Annotated in this window: 14 protein-coding genes; 11 read left to right on the top strand and 3 right to left on the bottom strand. The window is 39.2% G+C overall.

Annotation, left to right across the window (positions count from 1 at the left end; genetic code table 11):
* The first annotated feature begins 339 nt into the window (after positions 1–339).
* The 7 genes from lepA to acpS all read left to right on the top strand — a co-directional run bounded on the left by lepA (position 340) and on the right by acpS (position 7,148).
* Complete coding sequence (lepA, locus tag PSF67_RS18330; protein WP_102137794.1) at positions 340–2,133, top strand: translation elongation factor 4; 1,794 nt, start codon at positions 340–342, stop codon at positions 2,131–2,133.
* Between the two features lie 17 nt (positions 2,134–2,150).
* Positions 2,151–3,116: a signal peptidase I gene (gene lepB / locus PSF67_RS18325; RefSeq protein ID WP_102137507.1), complete on the top strand. Its 966-nt coding sequence runs from the start codon at positions 2,151–2,153 to the stop codon at positions 3,114–3,116.
* A gap of 301 nt (positions 3,117–3,417) precedes the next feature.
* Positions 3,418–4,098 carry a ribonuclease III gene (gene rnc / locus PSF67_RS18320; protein ID WP_102137508.1) on the top strand — a complete coding sequence of 227 codons (681 nt, stop codon included), beginning with the start codon at positions 3,418–3,420 and terminating at the stop codon, positions 4,096–4,098.
* Positions 4,095–5,003, top strand: coding sequence for a GTPase Era (era, locus tag PSF67_RS18315; protein WP_166267572.1), 909 nt, complete (start codon positions 4,095–4,097; stop codon positions 5,001–5,003). The genes rnc and era overlap by 4 nt, the downstream gene beginning before the upstream one ends.
* A gap of 11 nt (positions 5,004–5,014) precedes the next feature.
* Entirely contained in the window at positions 5,015–5,743 is a 729-nt protein-coding gene (gene recO / locus PSF67_RS18310; RefSeq protein WP_102137510.1) for a DNA repair protein RecO, read from the top strand.
* Positions 5,744–6,030: 287 nt separating this feature from the next.
* Complete coding sequence (gene pdxJ / locus PSF67_RS18305) at positions 6,031–6,762, top strand: pyridoxine 5'-phosphate synthase (protein ID WP_102137511.1); 732 nt, start codon at positions 6,031–6,033, stop codon at positions 6,760–6,762.
* A complete protein-coding gene (acpS, locus tag PSF67_RS18300; RefSeq protein ID WP_102137512.1) occupies positions 6,762–7,148 on the top strand; it encodes a holo-ACP synthase in 387 nt (128 codons plus the stop codon). The genes pdxJ and acpS overlap by 1 nt, the downstream gene beginning before the upstream one ends.
* Positions 7,149–7,236: 88 nt before the next feature.
* Here acpS and PSF67_RS18295 read toward each other — a convergent pair whose 3' ends face one another.
* Both PSF67_RS18295 and PSF67_RS18290 read right to left on the bottom strand, forming a co-directional pair.
* Positions 7,237–7,497, bottom strand: a complete 261-nt coding sequence (locus PSF67_RS18295; RefSeq protein WP_036959019.1) for a YfhL family 4Fe-4S dicluster ferredoxin — start codon at positions 7,495–7,497, stop codon at positions 7,237–7,239.
* A gap of 539 nt (positions 7,498–8,036) precedes the next feature.
* Complete coding sequence (locus PSF67_RS18290) at positions 8,037–8,486, bottom strand: XRE family transcriptional regulator (protein WP_102137513.1); 450 nt, start codon at positions 8,484–8,486, stop codon at positions 8,037–8,039.
* A 184-nt stretch (positions 8,487–8,670) separates the two neighbouring features.
* Here PSF67_RS18290 and leuE point away from each other — a divergent pair, with 184 nt between their 5' ends.
* Both leuE and tadA read left to right on the top strand, forming a co-directional pair.
* Positions 8,671–9,318 (top strand): leucine efflux protein LeuE, encoded by a 648-nt coding sequence (gene leuE / locus PSF67_RS18285; RefSeq protein ID WP_166267570.1) that lies wholly within the window; start codon positions 8,671–8,673, stop codon positions 9,316–9,318.
* A gap of 95 nt (positions 9,319–9,413) precedes the next feature.
* Positions 9,414–9,896 carry a tRNA adenosine(34) deaminase TadA gene (tadA, locus tag PSF67_RS18280; protein ID WP_166267568.1) on the top strand — a complete coding sequence of 161 codons (483 nt, stop codon included), beginning with the start codon at positions 9,414–9,416 and terminating at the stop codon, positions 9,894–9,896.
* Positions 9,897–9,938: 42 nt separating this feature from the next.
* Here tadA and mltF read toward each other — a convergent pair whose 3' ends face one another.
* Complete coding sequence (gene mltF / locus PSF67_RS18275; RefSeq protein WP_210847945.1) at positions 9,939–11,603, bottom strand: membrane-bound lytic murein transglycosylase MltF; 1,665 nt, start codon at positions 11,601–11,603, stop codon at positions 9,939–9,941.
* A gap of 270 nt (positions 11,604–11,873) precedes the next feature.
* Between mltF and purL the strand changes: the two genes are divergently transcribed.
* Complete coding sequence (purL, locus tag PSF67_RS18270; protein WP_166267564.1) at positions 11,874–15,761, top strand: phosphoribosylformylglycinamidine synthase; 3,888 nt, start codon at positions 11,874–11,876, stop codon at positions 15,759–15,761.
* A 264-nt stretch (positions 15,762–16,025) separates the two neighbouring features.
* Positions 16,026–18,602: a calcium-binding protein gene (locus tag PSF67_RS18265; RefSeq protein ID WP_272677426.1), complete on the top strand. Its 2,577-nt coding sequence runs from the start codon at positions 16,026–16,028 to the stop codon at positions 18,600–18,602.
* Positions 18,603–18,713: the final 111 nt, after the last annotated feature.

The following is an 18,713-nucleotide window of genomic DNA, read 5'->3' as shown; positions in this document are numbered from 1 at the left end:
AGTTAGTTAGCAGGCAAATAGTATTATGACAGATATAGTATTATGACAAATCAAGTCATTAACATATTTTGTCAGTTTTGAGTTAGAAATTACAATAGATTGATTATGGCTATAAAAGTGGTTGATGTGGGTCGTATCAATGATGAATTACGGCAACTAACCTATTAACCTGATGCAGGTTTACAGTTGTTTTACATTGAATCTTTGTGTTAGCGGGTTCTTATATGTAAAATGCAGCTAATTAACAATCTTGTGATAATCATAGCATTTTAGTTTTGTTGCGATATTTGCACAAAACTGATTTTGTAAGGCAATTTAAAAGAAGATATTACCTTGAAAATCAATAATATAAGAAACTTTTCCATCATTGCTCATATCGACCACGGTAAGTCGACCTTGTCAGACCGCATTATTCAAATTTGTGGTGGTTTAACCGACCGCGAAATGGCGGCACAAGTTTTAGACTCGATGGACTTAGAGCGTGAGCGTGGGATCACCATTAAAGCACAGAGCGTGACGCTTGATTATAAAGCTTCAGATGGTGAAACTTACCAATTAAACTTCATTGATACACCGGGTCACGTTGACTTCTCTTATGAAGTATCTCGTTCATTAGCAGCCTGTGAAGGTGCTTTGCTGGTGGTTGATGCAGGGCAAGGTGTTGAAGCTCAAACCTTGGCAAACTGCTATACCGCTATCGAAATGGACTTAGAAGTTGTTCCGGTTTTAAATAAAATTGATTTACCCGCTGCCGATCCTGAGCGTGTTGCCGATGAGATAGAAGATATTGTTGGTCTTGACGCACATGATGCAGTTCGCTGCTCTGCAAAAACAGGTATTGGTGTTCAAGATGTGATTGAGCGCCTCGTTAAAGAGATCCCACCGCCTATTGGGGATGTGGATGCACCTTTACAAGCACTGATTATTGACTCATGGTTTGATAACTATTTAGGCGTTGTTTCATTGATCCGTATTAAGAACGGAACATTGAAAAAAGGCGACAAAATTAAAGTCATGAGCACAGGGCAAGTGTATAACGCAGACCGTCTTGGTATTTTCACACCGAAGCAAATTGACCGTGATGCTTTGAGTTGCGGTGAGGTGGGCTGGTTAGTTTGTGCGATTAAAGATATCACCGGCGCCCCAGTTGGGGATACGTTAACTGGCGCTCGTAATCCAGCAGATAAAGCATTACCTGGTTTTAAAAAGGTTAAACCACAGGTTTATGCGGGTTTATTCCCCGTAAGTTCTGATGATTATGAATCATTTCGTGATGCATTAGGTAAGTTAAGTCTAAATGACGCCTCTTTATTCTATGAACCGGAAACCTCGACAGCGCTAGGCTTCGGTTTCCGTTGTGGTTTCCTTGGCTTACTGCACATGGAAATCATTCAAGAGCGTTTAGAACGTGAATATGACCTTGATTTGATTACCACTGCACCGACTGTAGTATATGAAGTGCAGCAGACCAACGGTGATATTGTGTATGTTGATAGCCCATCTAAGCTACCAGCATTGAACAATATTGAAGAATTACGCGAACCAATCGCAGAGTGCCACATGCTGATGCCTAAAGAATATTTAGGTAACGTTATTACACTTTGTATTGAGAAACGTGGCGTTCAGACCAATATGGTCTATCATGGTAATCAAGTATCGCTGACTTACGAAATCCCAATGGCAGAAGTGGTATTGGATTTCTTTGATCGCTTAAAATCAACATCTCGTGGGTATGCATCTTTAGATTATGCATTTAAACGCTTCCAGACATCAGACATGGTGCGTGTTGATGTTCTTATTAACAATGAGCGTGTAGATGCTTTGGCCTTGATCACTCACCGTGCGAATTCTCAATATCGCGGCCGTGAACTGGTTGAAAAAATGAAAGAGTTGATCCCGCGTCAGCAGTTCGATATTGCGATCCAAGCAGCGATTGGTAACCACATTATTGCTCGTTCTACAGTTAAACAATTGCGTAAAAACGTACTCGCCAAGTGTTATGGTGGTGACGTTAGCCGTAAGAAAAAACTGTTGCAGAAGCAAAAGGATGGTAAGAAACGTATGAAGCAAGTTGGTAACGTTGAGCTACCACAAGAAGCGTTCCTTGCTATATTGCACGTTGGTAAAGACTAAGTTTACAAGGAGCCTCAATGGCGAACACCTTTGCCTTGATCCTAACACTGGCAACATTAATCACAGGGATTATATGGTGTTTAGACAAGTTTAAATTTGCACCTGCGCGTAAAGCAAAACTCAAGCAGTTACAGGATGCAGCGAATGGCGCAGTGAGTGAAGCGGATGTGGCAAATGCTGTCCGCCGTCCATCTTGGCTTGAAACAGGGTCGTCTATTTTCCCTGTGTTAGCGATTGTATTGATTGTGCGCTCATTTATTTATGAGCCATTTCAAATACCTTCAGGGTCAATGATGCCAACATTGCTAGTTGGTGACTTTATGTTGGTTGAGAAATTTGCTTATGGGCTAAAAGATCCAATTACCCAAACGACACTAGTCGAAACGGGTAAGCCAAAGCGTGGTGATATCGCGGTATTTAAATATCCGAAAGATACTAACGTGGATTTCGTGAAGCGTGTTATTGGTCTACCGGGAGATAAAATTGTTTATAACCCGGATGCTAAAGAGCTAACAATTTACCCTAATTGTGCTGACAACAAGTGCACAGAGAAACTGCCAATTGTTTATGGCCCTCTAGCCCCGAGTGAGTGGACAATGTTCCTTGATATCGGTTCTGTTGTTGATAACCAAAAAGGGAATTATGAAGTTCCGTTAGATCAAGCATTGCCAAGAAATGCACTACGTCAGTATGAGCGCAGCGAAAAATTAGATACCGTAGAGCATCAAATTCTTATTATTCGCCAAGCGATTACTGAAGCAAAATATTTGCAACCAGGCATGCCGAAGAATGAATGGATTGTTCCTGAAAAGCACTACTTTATGATGGGTGATAACAGAGATAATAGCTCTGACAGCCGCATGTGGGGCTTTGTACCGGAAGAAAATTTAGTTGGTCGTGCGGTATTTATTTGGTTAAGTTTAGATAAGCAAGAAAACGAATGGCCGACGGGTGTACGCTTTAGTCGAATTGGTCCACTATAATTTGATTAGTCGGTTAGCTAAATATTGAAAATGCGGGTTTTCGTTTGAAAATCCGCATTATCCGAAGCATTATTGTTTTACCCAGTGTACAATATAAATTAATTAATATTATTGGCTCCTCAATTATTAACTCACCTATTTTAATTTATTGTAACTAATGGTTTTTTATAATTAGTTCCACTGAGCTGCAAAAAATGTGGGAAAATAAGGTGTCAGTGCAAACGCAACAGTTTTGTAAAATGGGACATTTTACAGGTCTGTTGCGTGTGCTTTTTTATCAAATAAAAATGGTTGGGCGCACATGAACCCCTCTTTATTAGAAAGATTACAGCGTAAGCTTGGTTATCAATTCAAACAGAACGAATTATTAATCCAAGCATTGACACATAGAAGTGCAAGCAGCAAACATAATGAGCGTCTAGAATTTTTAGGTGACTCGATTTTAAGTTTTGTGATTGCAAATGACTTATACCATCGTTTTCCAAAGGTAGACGAGGGGGATATGAGTCGTATGCGAGCAACGCTTGTACGCGGAAATACATTAGCAGAAATCGCACGTGAATTTGAACTCGGTGAATGTTTACGTTTAGGGCCGGGGGAATTAAAAAGCGGTGGTTTTCGTCGCGAATCTATCCTTGCTGATACTGTTGAAGCACTGATCGGTGGTATTTTTTTAGATAGTGATATCCAAACGATCGAAAGAATTATTTTAGATTGGTATCAAAGTAGACTGGTTGAGATCAGTCCGGGTGATAAACAAAAAGACCCGAAAACAAGGTTACAAGAATATCTGCAAGGGCGCCATTTACCACTACCTAATTATTTGGTTGTTCAGGTTAAGGGTGAAGCTCACGATCAAGAATTTACGATCCACTGTCAAGTCAGTGGTATTGACCAACCGATTAATGGCGTTGGCTCAAGCCGTCGTAAAGCGGAGCAAGCAGCAGCAGAACAAGCATTGAAAATTTTGGAGCTTGAATGAGTGAATTACAATCCCACTGTGGTTTCGTCGCCATAGTTGGACGGCCAAATGTCGGTAAATCGACATTATTGAATCAATTACTGGGGCAAAAAGTTTCGATTACATCGAGAAAGCCACAGACGACTCGCCATCGTATTATGGGGATCCATACAGAAGATAATTACCAAATTATTTATGTTGATACCCCAGGACTTCATATTGAAGAAAAACGTGCAATTAACCGTTTAATGAACCGCGCTGCATCCAGTTCAATCGGCGATGTTGAGTTAGTTATTTTTGTTGTTGAAGGGACTAATTGGACCGCTGATGATGAGATGGTACTGACCAAGCTATCTAGCTTACGCTGCCCTGTGATCTTAGCGATTAATAAGATTGACAACGTCACTGATAAAACGGTTTTACTTCCTCATATTGGTATGATCAGCCAGAAAATGAATTTCTTGGATGTTGTTCCTATCAGTGCAGAAAAAGGTGTAGGTGTTGATACCATTGCTAAGATTGTAAAACAGCATATCCCTGAAGCAGTGCACCATTTTCCAGAAGACTATATTACTGACCGTTCGCAGCGTTTTATGGCATCAGAAATTATCCGAGAAAAGCTCATGCGTTTCTTAGGTGACGAACTGCCATACTCAGTTACAGTTGAAATTGAACAATTTAAAGTAACAGATGCCGGTATTTACCATATCAATGGCTTAATTCTTGTTGAGCGTGAAGGCCAAAAGAAAATGGTTATTGGTAACAAAGGTAGCAAACTGAAAACTATTGGTACCGAAGCGCGTATCGATATGGAAAGAATGTTTGATAACAAGGTTCACCTTGAGCTTTGGGTTAAGGTTAAATCTGGTTGGGCTGATGACGAAAGAGCATTACGCAGCCTAGGTTATGTTGACGACCTAAAATAGTAGGTGGCAAAGTGAGTGGTTGGCAGCGTGCGTTTGTACTCCATTCAAGGCCTTACAGTGAGACGAGTTTACTGCTCGATTTTTTTACTGAAGGTGAAGGAAAAATACGTTTACTTGCAAAAGGCGCTCGCCGTAATCGCTCACCATTGAGGGGCTGTTTACAGCCCTTTACACCTTTGCTTATCCGTTGGGGTGGCAAAGGTGAAATCAAAACCTTAATTAATGCTGATCCCGTATCTTTAGCCCTCCCTTTAACAGGTACCGTTCTATATAGCGGTTTATACCTTAATGAATTAACCGCGCGTGTATTAGAGTTTGGTACACCATATTCCGCACTATTTTTTGATTACCTCTCCTGCTTACAAATTCTGGCTGCAAGTGAGCACACTCCCGAGTTTGCATTGCGTCGATTTGAACTAGCTTTGCTTTCTTACCTTGGTTATGGTGTTGATTTTTTACATTGTGCTGGTAGCGGGGAACCTGTTTCTGACACAATGACTTACCGGTATAGAGAAGAAAAGGGGTTTATTGGCAGTCTAGTTGTTGACCAACTTAGTTTTACGGGGAAACAACTGAAAGCATTGGCGAGTCGAGAATTCCCTGACACAGATACGCTTAAAGCAGCAAAACGTTTTACCCGGTTGGCATTAAAACCCTATCTTGGTGGTAAGCCATTAAAAAGCCGAGAATTATTTCGTCAGTTTACTTATTCACCCGTTGAACATAACAAACAGAGTTAAAACTGTTTTTAATTTTATTTTTATCTAATTTGTCACGCCGTTATTACTACCATACATCCTTTTCTCATGTGTCTTTTTAGCTGAATTAGCGTAATCAGACAACGCAAATTTTTTGCCGATATAAAATCTTACGAAGCGCTTCGCAAAAATAAAGTTCAAATACTGAAACAGAGCGTGCGGATTGGAATTTGCTTCGAATGGTGAGAGATTTATTCCCTCAACAGAGAAAATTACAGTAGGATAGTGGGTAGATAAGTTTATTAGCGTTTATTAATGGGGAATAAAAAATGGCAGAGCTTTTGTTAGGCGTAAATATCGACCATATTGCAACGGTTAGAAATGCAAGAGGAACTCAATATCCAGACCCTGTACAAGCTGCATTTGTTGCGGAGCAAGCCGGAGCTGACGGTATTACAGTGCACTTACGCGAGGACCGTCGCCATATTACAGATAGAGACATCGCTTTGTTGAATGAAACTATTCAAACGCGTATGAATCTTGAAATGGCAGTAACTGAGGAAATGGTTGAAATTGCATGCCGTATCAAACCAACTTTTTGCTGTTTAGTGCCAGAAAAGCGTGAAGAAGTCACTACTGAAGGTGGTTTAGATGTTGCGGGCCAAAAGCAAAAAGTGGCTGATGCTGTAAAACGTCTAACTGATGCGGGTATTCTTGTTTCATTATTCATTGATGCGGATCATCAACAAATTGATGCTGCTCAAGCGTGTGGCGCACCATTTATTGAAATTCACACTGGAGCTTATGCTGATGCGAAGTCAGAACAAGAGCAAGAGTTAGAATTTCGTCGTATTCGTGATGGCGTCGTGTACGCAGCAAGTAAAGGCATTAAAGTCAATGCAGGTCACGGCTTAACATACCATAACGTTCAACGCATTGCGCAGTTGCCTGAAATTTATGAGCTTAATATTGGCCATGCAATTATTGGTCGAGCTTTATTTAGTGGGTTGGCTCAAGCCGTTGCTGACATGAAAAAAATCTTATTAGAAGCACGCAAATAATGGCAATTGTTGGATTGGGAACGGATATTGTTGAAATTGCACGTATTGAGTCTGTTCTTGAACGAACGGGTGATAGCTTAGCAAAAAGGATCTTAACGGAGACTGAGTTAGTTCAATATCAACAACAGTCAAAGCCAGCTCGCTTTTTAGCCAAACGGTTTGCAGTGAAAGAAGCAGCAGCTAAAGCATTAGGCACTGGGATCCGTAATGGCTTAGCATTTAACCAATTTGAAGTCAGCAATGATAAATTGGGGAAACCATTACTAAGCCTAACAGGAGAAGCATTGGCACTAGCAAATCGGTTAAGAGTCACGCATTGCCATGTTTCTATTACCGATGAGCGGCACTATGCATCTGCGACAGTTATCATAGAAAGTAATTCTTAAACCGATGTCATATTGAGCTGCCAGTAAGAGTTACTGGCAGCATTTAGGGGCAACTAGGCGAATAATTGAAAACAAAGTGAAGTTAAGCCTAAATTTTATCCGCATGGTGAATGGCGACAAACTTATCCCAAAGCTGTTCTTCAGTTTCGATATGTTGCGGATCAGTGATGATCGTATTAGTAATTGGGCATACGGACTGGCAAGTAGGTTTGTCGTAATGGCCTACACATTCAGTACATAGAGTTGAGTCAATTTCATAAATTTCATCGCCCATAAAAATTGCATCATTTGGGCACTCAGGTTCGCACATATCGCAATTGATACAGCGTTTTGTAATTAATAAAGACATATCAGTGATTTACATTGTATTAAGTTAAAAACTAGTAACTTATACCTTGCACCTATTCGTTACTTTCGTTTGGTTTTTATATTTTTATGCCGTGTATTTTACCTTTAAAGTTCGAAAAAAGTAACAACAAATCATAATGTAGATGCTTTATATCATTTAAACGATAAATTTATGTTTTTTGCGTTCAATTTTTGTTACATCAAGATGTTGGCAGTCTTTTCTGTTATTTGAGTGATATCTGGATAGTTACCTTCTGATTTTACAATAATCAGTAAATTAGAATATAATAATAATGTAAGCTTAGATGAGGATATAACTAGACTTGTACTAAAAAATTGAATTTAGATGTGTGAAATAAAATTTATTATTTTAAATTAATTACTCATGATAGAGTTTTTTACGCTGATAAATTTATATTGTTATGATTAATATTTTTATTTATTTTTTATAAAAACATAATTTAAAATTAGTTATTTTAAATAAGGGGCATAGTGCCCCTTGGAAACTAATTTAAATTTTCATAAAATATAAGGCTGATATTATATGATACTATAGCTATGAGTTCTCCAGCTTTTATCTTTTTCAGCTTGACTAAATATATGAATAAGCCCATTAGCGATAAACAGAGTTGCTGATTGAATCGTACTTCCAACAGTAAATTCATCAACATAGAGTAGTTTTATACCTGCTTTATCGTCGATTTCATATAACTCGACAATTTTTTCACTTAAATTATATCCATATAAATATTGTTTATTCTCTACCGTATCATAGAATGCTTGAATGTTACCAAGGTAGGATCTTAATTTTCCTTTTTGTGCTGGAGCATTTGGGTCAATTTTACCATTTTCAGCCATAGAATATACAACGTAAGTTTTATCTTTTGAGTGACCTAAAAAATAATTACGCTTTGCAGCACTGAACGTCATTGTTGTTGGGTAAAATTCTTCAAATGAACCATCTTGTACTAATCGTCTAATGATAGCCATATATTTATTCCTTCTAATGTTAATAATGAATAATAATGTGATTGCCTAGTTATCATAAATAAATAAGTTATATTTAAAATAATCTTTATTATTAGTTCATTTCATATATCTAATTAATAGAATAAACATTCACAAAGATTGAAAGTTATGATAGAAATAATAAAAAAGATAAAGGGTTAAAAATATGTTCGAAAATCTTGGCGTTCTTAACTTCTGGACTTATTTGGCAGGGCTTGTACTAATCATTATCGTACCAGGGCCTAATTCATTATATGTATTAAAAACAAGTACATCGAGCGGCACACGGTTTGGTTATCGGGCTGCGCTAGGGGTATTTACTGGAGATGCGATATTAATTTTCCTATCATTTATCGGTGTCGCGTCAGTGATAAAAGCATCTCCAACGCTATTTATGATAGTGCGCTATTTAGGTGCGGCTTATCTGCTATATTTAGGCGGTAAGATTTTATATAGCACCTTTATGCGTAAAAAATCGAGTCAAGACGGCATTGACGTTATCTCAATTAAAACAGAAAAACATTTTACTCGTGCCCTTGTACTTAGCTTAACAAATCCGAAAGCTATTTTATTTTATATCTCTTTCTTCATTCAATTTGTCGATTTTAATTACTCTCATGCATGGGTGCCTTACCTTGTACTCGCGACGATCTTAGAATTAGTTAGTTTTTTGTACTTAAGCTTATTAATCTTTAGTGGTTACTTGATAGCGCGTTTTTTACGTGAAAAACAACTCCTTGCAAAGCTTGGAAATTGTACGGTAGGTGCTTTCTTTATGGGTTTTGCCGCTAAATTAGCGATTTTTAGTAATTAAAATTAGGCTGTTATTATAGAGGCAAAAGCATTTTAATTGCGGTCACTCTAACATTTAAGGATAATTACGTGTAAACGCATTGGCCAGAGGTAAGAGTGACGCAAATAGAAATTGATGAATATTGGATGCAACAAGCCATTGAACTTGCGCTAAAAGCACAAGATCTCGGAGAAATTCCTGTTGGTGCGGTTTTAGTTAAAGATAACCACTTAATTGCTTCGGGTTGGAACCGCTCTATTATTGATCACAATCCGACAGCACATGCTGAGATCATAGCTTTGCAACATGCAGGGCAAGCGCTATCAAATTATCGGCTATTAGATACCACGCTATATGTCACGTTAGAGCCTTGTATTATGTGTGCAGGTGCAATGATCCACAGCCGCATTAGCCGTGTAGTTTATGGCGCGAAGGACTTTAAAACAGGAGCTTGTGGTTCTTACCTAAATATCATGGGGCAAGCTGGGCTAAATCATTATGTTGATGTTACTGGTGGTGTTCTAGAAAAAGAGTGTTCTTCAATGCTGAGTGCTTTTTTTAAACTGCGTAGAGCCCAAAAAAAAGAACAAAAGCGCTAACACAATAAAATTTAGCGCTTTTATTTTTTATTTCAACACAACTTATAGTGGGTTTTCAGGTGCTTTTGGTGGAGAGACAGCGGTATCACCATCGGCCTCATCGGTATTTTGCGATGGGTGCAGTGAAAGCAAATATTTTCCTAATGGCAGTCTTTTTTCTTCAAGAGTTTTAGGAGGTTGCGTCGTAGAGCGCATTTTCTCTAAGTGCGAAATACTCACTTTTTCAGGAACAGGGGACTGGTTTTGAATCGTTTGAGCCCCTGCTGGGGTAAGATCTTCTGGAGAAATTAAATAAATAAGTGATTTTTGCGCAATATCAAGCGCATGTTGCTTTCTTTCTTGGCTTTGTAGGTAACCAACTAGGCTTTGATGATAACGACGAATGTTTTCAACGTAACGATAAGCTTCATGGCCACGAGCATAGCCATAAGTGAGTTGTGAGTAATATTTTTTCTGCGTTAATAAGGGTAAACGGGCTTTTACGTCTAACCACCTGTTAGGGTCTCCACCTAACATTTCAGTTAATTTACGCACATCCTGCATATGCCCATATCCCATATTATAGGCAGAGAGGGCGAACCAGATACGGTCATCCTCTTCGATGGTTTCAGGTAAACGTTCCATAATATAAGCAATATACGCAGCCCCACCCTTGATACTTTCTTCAGGGTCTAACCTGTCCACAATACCCATTGTTGTTGCTGTTGGCTTGGTTAGCATCATCAAACCGCGTACCCCTGTAGGCGAAGTTGCTAAAGGATCCCAATGGGACTCTTGCCATGCGATAGCCGCTAACAGTTTCCAGTCAATGACTTGAGCGTATTTTTCAAAAAGTGGTTGATATTCAGGGAGTTTGCTATCAATTGCTTTTATAAATGCCATTGTGTCGAAATAATCGAAAGACTCTACATGGCTAAAATATTTTTCATTAAGACGTGCGAGTAATTCGGTTTCATGGCTGAGATTGAAGAAATCAAGCAATGCAGCGTCTAAACTGTTTTCTTTGCTACGACGCATGTACCAAGTGACAGCATGTTCATCCAAGAGATCAAAAGCAACGGCAATTTGAGGGTGAATGCGTTGCTGTAGTGCAACAGCGATAGAGTCTTCTAATGTGTAGTCAACCTCACCATCGGCAACCATTTCAAGGATTTGATTGGTATTGTATTTTGAGGTTTCTTCCCATTTTAGGTTTGGGTATTCTTTGGCCAGTTCTTTCAGTGTACTTGCATGAGCCGTACCTGCTGTAACTAACAATTTACCATTAATTTCATTGAAATTTTTAGGTCGATTGGTCCCTTTGCGATAGACAAGCTGTTGAGTGACATTAAGATAACTTGGACCTGTTTTCGTTTTGGCTAAACGATCTTTGTTATACAGCAAACCCGCGACTGCGATATCAGCATCACCATTTTCAAGGTCATCGAATATTTGCTCGAATGTTGGGCGGATGGTTATTTTAAGCTTAACTCCTAGGTATGAGGCAAAGCCTTGAGCCAGCTCGTAGTCAAACCCACGCAGCTGTTTTTGCTCATCAATATAGATAAGTGGTGAGCTAACGGCACTAATACGTAATTCACCTTGAGAAATAATTTTATTAATTTGTGAATCTTGCGTATTGGGCCAACGGACGTTAAAACCGATGACCATAGTAGCCAGTAGCGCGATGACCACGACAATTAAATAGTTAACTTTTAAGTTATTCAAATAATAGTTTCTCGTGCATTGACTGGTGTTGTATGTCCATAAAAGAGTATGGCTAAGTAATGGTTATAATTCCAGTGGTCGGCTATTTTGCTCAACATTTAGGAACGGTGCAACCTATATTATCGTATTTAGCACAGAATAATATTTAACTAATCGCTTTATTTTTAATCACGCAAACGGTTTCGTATTGATGAACATTGCTCTATAATGTGTTCCGGTTTCCCTGCTTTCATGTTCAGGGCTGGCGTTTAAAAGAGAGAAATTAAGACGATGGAAATTTTGCGTGGTTCACCTGCTCTATCAGCATTTCGTATTACCCGCCTTTTGGCGCTGTTTGCAGAAAAACAGCTTCCTGTCACGGATATCTATGCTGAATATATGCACTTTGCTGAATTATCAGCGCCGTTGAGTGATAGCGAGCAAGGCAAACTAAGCAGTTTGTTAAAGTATGGTCCTTCTCTAGCAGAGCACGACCCATTCGGTAAGCTTATTTTAGTCACCCCTCGTCCGGGTACTATCTCTCCATGGTCTTCAAAAGCAACGGATATTGCCCATAACTGTGGCCTTAGCCAAGTAAAGCGTATTGAGCGTGGGATTGCTTATTATATTCAAGGTGATGAACTGACCCAAGAACAGTGGCATGAAGTGATCGCGGCTTTACACGATCGCATGATGGAAAGCATTTTCTCTTCTTTTGAACAAGCGAGCGCATTATTTGTGCAGCAGCAGCCGGCACCAATGAAATCCATAGATGTGATTACGGGCGGCCGCCTTGCATTGGAAACAGCAAATAGGGAAATGGGTCTAGCGTTAGCTGATGACGAAATTGATTACTTGCTAGATGCATTTATTGGGTTAGAACGTAACCCAACGGATGTTGAGCTTTACATGTTTGCTCAAGCAAACTCAGAACATTGCCGCCACAAAATCTTTAATGCAGATTGGGTTATTGATGGTGAAGAACAGCCTAAGTCGCTGTTTAAAATGATTAAAAACACCTTTGAAAAAACACCTGACCATGTTTTATCTGCTTATAAAGATAATGCTGCGGTGATGGAAGGTTCATCTGTTGGGCGTTTCTTCCCTGAGCCTGAAGGGCGTACATACCGTTATCATCAAGAAGATGCTCATATCTTAATGAAGGTCGAAACTCATAACCACCCAACAGCGATTTCCCCTTGGCCAGGCGCAGCAACGGGCTCTGGCGGTGAAATTCGTGACGAAGGCGCAACGGGCCGTGGTGCTAAGCCAAAAGCCGGTTTAGTGGGTTTTTCTGTTTCTAACTTACGCATTCCCGGCTTTGAACAGCCTTGGGAAGAGGATTTCGGTAAGCCAGAGCGCATTGTGACCGCTTTAGATATTATGATGGAAGGGCCATTAGGCGGCGCGGCATTTAATAATGAATTTGGCCGTCCTGCGTTATTAGGTTATTTCCGTACTTATGAAGAAAAGGTCAATAGCCACAATGGTGAAGAGTTACGTGGTTATCATAAACCTATCATGTTAGCGGGTGGCATCGGCAATATCCGTGCTGATCACGTACAAAAAGGTGAAATTACGGTTGGTGCCAAACTCATTGTACTGGGTGGCCCTTCGATGAATATTGGGTTAGGTGGTGGAGCTGCTTCATCCATGGCATCCGGCCAATCAGATGCAGACCTCGATTTTGCTTCGGTACAGCGTGATAACGCAGAGATGGAACGCCGTTGCCAAGAAGTCATCGATAGCTGCTGGCAACTGGGTGATGATAACCCAATTTTATTTATCCATGACGTAGGCGCAGGTGGTTTGTCGAACGCAATGCCTGAACTGGTCAGTGATGGTGGCCGTGGTGGGCGCTTTGAGCTACGTAAAATTCTCAATGATGAACCAGGAATGAGCCCGCTAGAGGTTTGGTGTAATGAATCTCAAGAACGTTATGTAATGGCAGTTTCACCTGAGCAACTCCCTGTGTTCACCGCGATTTGTGAACGTGAACGTGCTCCGTTCGCAGTGATTGGGGAAGCCACTGAAGAGCGTCATTTAACGCTTAATGATGAACACTTTGCTAACCAACCAATAGACATGCCACTGGATGTTTTATTAGGCAAAACGCCAAAAATGTTGCGTGACGTGAAAACATTAAAGGCAGAGCCGGATTCATTAGACAGAACGGCGATTAATTTAAATGAAGCGGTAAAACGTGTCCTGCATTTACCCGCTGTAGCTGAAAAAACATTCTTAATTACCATTGGCGACCGCACAGTTACAGGTATGGTTGCTCGTGACCAGATGGTTGGCCCATGGCAAATTCCTGTCGCTGACTGCGCGGTAACCACTGCTAGCTTAGATAGCTACTATGGGGAATCCATGTCAATTGGCGAAAGAACGCCAGTAGCTTTAGTGGATTTCGCTGCGTCAGCGCGTATGGCGGTAGGTGAAGCATTAACTAACTTAGCGTGTTCTTATGTGCAAGATCTTAAACGTGTAAAACTTTCTGCAAACTGGATGGCAGCAGCTGGGCACCCGGGGGAAGACGCAGGTTTATATGAAGCGGTTAAAGCGGTTGGGGAAGAACTTTGCCCTGCGTTAGGGTTAACGATCCCAGTTGGTAAAGACTCCATGTCAATGAAAACCCGTTGGCAGCAAGATGGCGAAGAGCGTGAAATGACATCGCCACTGTCCTTGGTGATCAGCGCATTTGGCCGTGTTGAAGATGTCCGCTTAACAGTGACACCTGAGCTAAAAACAGGCCATGATAACGCCTTGTTATTGATTGACCTTGGACAAGGCAATAACGCACTGGGCGGTTCTGCACTTGCACAGGTATATCGTCAATTAGGTAATAAAGCCCCTGATGTACGCAGCCCGGAAGTCTTACTCGGCTTCTTTAATACCATTCAGAAGTTATTATCAGAGCAAAAACTATTAGCCTACCATGACCGCTCAGATGGTGGTTTATTCGTCACGTTAGTGGAAATGGCCTTTGCGGGTCATTGCGGCATTAATGTTGATATCAGCTCTTTTGATGAAGACACGCTGGCAGCGTTATTTAACGAAGAGTTAGGTGCGGTCATTCAAATTCATGAAGCTGATAGAGCGTATGTGGCAGAATGCTTTGAGCAAGCAGGGCTTGCAGGTTGTGTTCATCATCTAGGTTCTGCAATAAAGGATGATGCCGTGATCATCAATAGCCGAGATACCGTTGTTTATCGTGAGTCTCGCAGCTTACTGCGTCAATGGTGGGCTGAAACGACTTGGCAAATGCAGCGTTTGCGCGATAACGAAGTGTGCGCAGATGAAGAACACGCATTAAAACAGGATAACCAAGACCCTGGTTTGAATGTGAAACTGACTTATGACATTGAAGAAGACATTGCAGCACCGTTTATTTTGTCTGGTGTGCGTCCTAAAGTGGCCGTTTTACGTGAACAAGGCGTGAACTCCCATGTGGAAATGGCTGCCGCTTTCGACCGTGCTGGTTTCGACGCAGTTGATGTGCATATGAGTGATTTACTTGCAGGTAACTTGTCTTTGGAACAGTTCCAAACATTAGTGGCTTGCGGCGGTTTCTCTTATGGGGACGTATTAGGTGCAGGCGAGGGTTGGGCAAAATCTATTCTGTTCAACAATAAAGTCCGCGATGAATTTGCTGCGTTCTTTAACCGTGCAGACACCTTATCACTGGGGGTATGTAATGGCTGCCAGATGATGTCGAATTTACATACGCTTATTCCAGGTGCAGAGTTCTGGCCGCGTTTTGTGCGTAACCGTTCTGAACGCTTTGAAGCGCGTTTTAGCTTAGTTGAAATAGCAAAAAGCCCATCGCTGTTGCTGCAAGACATGGCGGGCTCTCGTATGCCAATAGCGGTTTCTCATGGGGAAGGGCAAGTGGAAACCCGTGCGGCTGCACATTTACAGCAGTTAGAAGATAATGGGCTGGTGGCAATGCGCTTCGTAAATAACTACGGCCAAGTGACAGAACAATATCCAGCTAATCCGAATGGGTCAGTTAATGGTATTACTTCGGTGACCTCGAAAGATGGCCGAGCAACGATCATGATGCCGCACCCAGAGCGTGTTTTCCGTACCGTGAGCAATTCATGGCACCCTGAAAATTGGGGAGAAGATAGCCCATGGATGCGTATTTTCCGTAACGCACGTAAGCAATTAGGTTAATTAGCATTTAAGCAAATTAGTCTCTAAGCAAATTTTGAATACAAGCACTCTATCACTAGGTATAAAGCCAACGTGATAGAGTGCTTTTTTATTATTTAAATATTAATTAATTTCTAATTTATTTCATGAATAAATTTATTGATATATCAGATTAACTTTTTAATTAAAAAATAAATTAAGTGCTAAATTGTTGAATGTTAAATAGTGCTAAGGCAGTGAATGACTTAGTTATTTATATTCACAGTAAAATTCTAGAGAGTTAATATGGATGCTATAAATAAATTAAAAATGATGATGTCTTATGATAAGGAAATTGAAGGTTTGGATTATATTGATAAGAAATCAATATACATTAATTTAATGAGAGATGGCCTTAATTTAAATGAGGAGGAAGGGCATGAAGTTAAACTGAAAAATACTAGAAATGTTGTTTTTTCAGGGGAGGTAAAATCAAATTTATTTATAAAAGGGAATAAAGAAAACAATGTATTAGATGCAGGTAAAATGAAAGCTTCGATTAATGGGTATGATGGAAACGATCATCTTATTTTTCGGTCGGGTGTTGCACGAGGTGGAGATGGCGATGATAATTATTATTTACGCCGTTATCAATGGGAGAATGTTAAAAATAAAAAAACAATTAAATTAAATGCGAGAATTGTTGAAAAAACTGAAAGCCAGAGTGAAGTTAACTTAGGTTACACGCTAAATGAGATAACTAATGTAAAACTCATTGATAATGACCTGATGTTAACAATTAAGACAAAGTCGCCTTATAAAACGACGGATACTTTAGAGTTGAATTTAACATTAAAAAATGCGTATCAAAATTCAGCAGATGGAAAAGTATTAAAACATCATTATCAACTTTATACCCATGATGGTTTCTGTTTAACACCTATTCTAAAAAATTATAGAAATAAGGAAAGTTTTGATAAGATTTATGAGATTAGCTATTTTCAAGATAAAGATTATCTTAAGAGGCGTGCTGAGAATGACAAAGTTATCATCAATCAAGAAAAGAAAAATATTATTATCAATAATCAGGGGTATTCATCTCCGTCATGGGGGGATTTTAATCCTAATGGGAATGTTAAAAACCTAACGTACACAGGTAGTCATAATGATGATAACTTAACTATGGTAAATAGAGATAGCTATATTATAGCAACAAAAGGGAATGATATTTATCAATTGAAAATAGGTGCTCTTGCACAGTCAGAATTGACCGTTGATCTTAGTAATATGAAAGGAAGGGATGGTCGCGATAATAGCATTATTATAAAGCTGTTTGATGAATATGGAGAGCAGTTACGTGCAGAGGGTCAGTCAATATATTTTTCCAATATGTTTAATGATAAAAAACTGAATATCAAATTCGTAGGTTATGAAAATAAAGAATTCCAACATATATATATAAAGGATGCGAATGATAATCTATTTAAGATTAACCTAAAGGTAGATGGACATGAAATAGTTACTGAAAAAAGACCCGATTTATTTACTCAGCAATCTGATGAACTTTACCATAGAAGAGGAGAGATTTATCAAAATGCGATTATTGATGCATTAGATGGAGATGATAAAATTTATAATTATAGTTATTTTGGCATGGTTGTTAATGGTGGAAAGGGTAACGACAGAATCGCTGCACATGAAGGAATGAATGTTTTATATGGTGGTGCTGGGAATGATTTTTTAGAGGGCAGTGTGCAAGGGGACTTATTATTATCAGATTTAGGTAATGATACCTTAAATGGCAATGATGGTAATGATCACTATATTGTTGATGGTTCTATAGGCCGCGGAATAACAGTTATCAATGATAACAATGGAATTAATAATATCCATTTAATGCATTTTAATAATAAATATAAAGATATAGAAGAAAATGGGGTGACGTATCAAGTTTTTACGTCAAATTCAAAGTTACGCGAGGTGAAAATAAAAAGAATATCCTCTGATGAAATAAATAAAAATCATATTCACCATTATGATAGGCTTCCTGATAATATCTCAAATGCTGTAAAGGAAAGTATGAGTCATATGGTAAGGTACTTGGCAGAACATAAACAATATTGGAAAAGAGAATCTCCATTATTACCATGGCAGCCGATGTTTGCTTTTAAAGGTTTTTTCGAAAACTCGGATCACGCAATAATCGATTTATCTTTACCAGAGGTCCATATTACAAAGGATTCCAAACCTTCTCAGTTAGTTATGCAATTTACTGGTAATCAACATAAAGTAATAGATGAAAGTAAACACGGACGAGTATTTAAAGCCAATATGGGCACTGGAAGTATATCTATGGCACACAATAATACTGGCCATAATGTCTTGTATGCAGAAGAAGGAAATATTGATTTATACGGTGGTGCAGGAAATGACGTACTAATTGCTAATGGCCATAGTGGGTTGTTAAGTGACCAAGAAGGAGAAAATATATTTATTGTTAATGGGGAGTTCAGAGGGGAGAGTATTATTCACCACTATAATGATAAAGACAAAATACACCTAATTAGCTTTAATCGAATACCTGAACTAATAGAGCCTGATAACCAAAATGAAATAGTTCACTATATTTATAGCTCTGAGTCTGGTTATAAAGTCACGATTATCCAACACAAAAATAGTCAAGAGCCAATCGTTATTCATCATAATTCATTATCAGGGGCTCGAAAGTATACAACAGCCCAAAAACTTGAGTATTTAGTGAATACTTTAGCAGAAATGCGGTTGCAAGATGAATATAATAGCGGTGGAATTAATGATTTTGAAAGAATAAATAACCATTGGCAACCAGCTCAACTTGTTAATAATTTTTTGTCAAAAAGGTAAGTACAAAAAAATATTAAGTACATGAGCGATTTATTTTTAACGTTATAGAGCGAATAAAATATGAAGCCCTAACCTATTGATAGTATTAGGGCTAGCTGTATTATAACAGAC

The sequence above is a fragment of the Providencia sp. PROV076 genome (assembly GCF_028483405.1).
Lineage (GTDB): Bacteria > Pseudomonadota > Gammaproteobacteria > Enterobacterales > Enterobacteriaceae > Providencia > Providencia huaxiensis.
The sequence above is the reverse complement of the archived record's forward strand: the minus strand, read 5'-3'. Positions and strand labels throughout refer to the sequence as shown.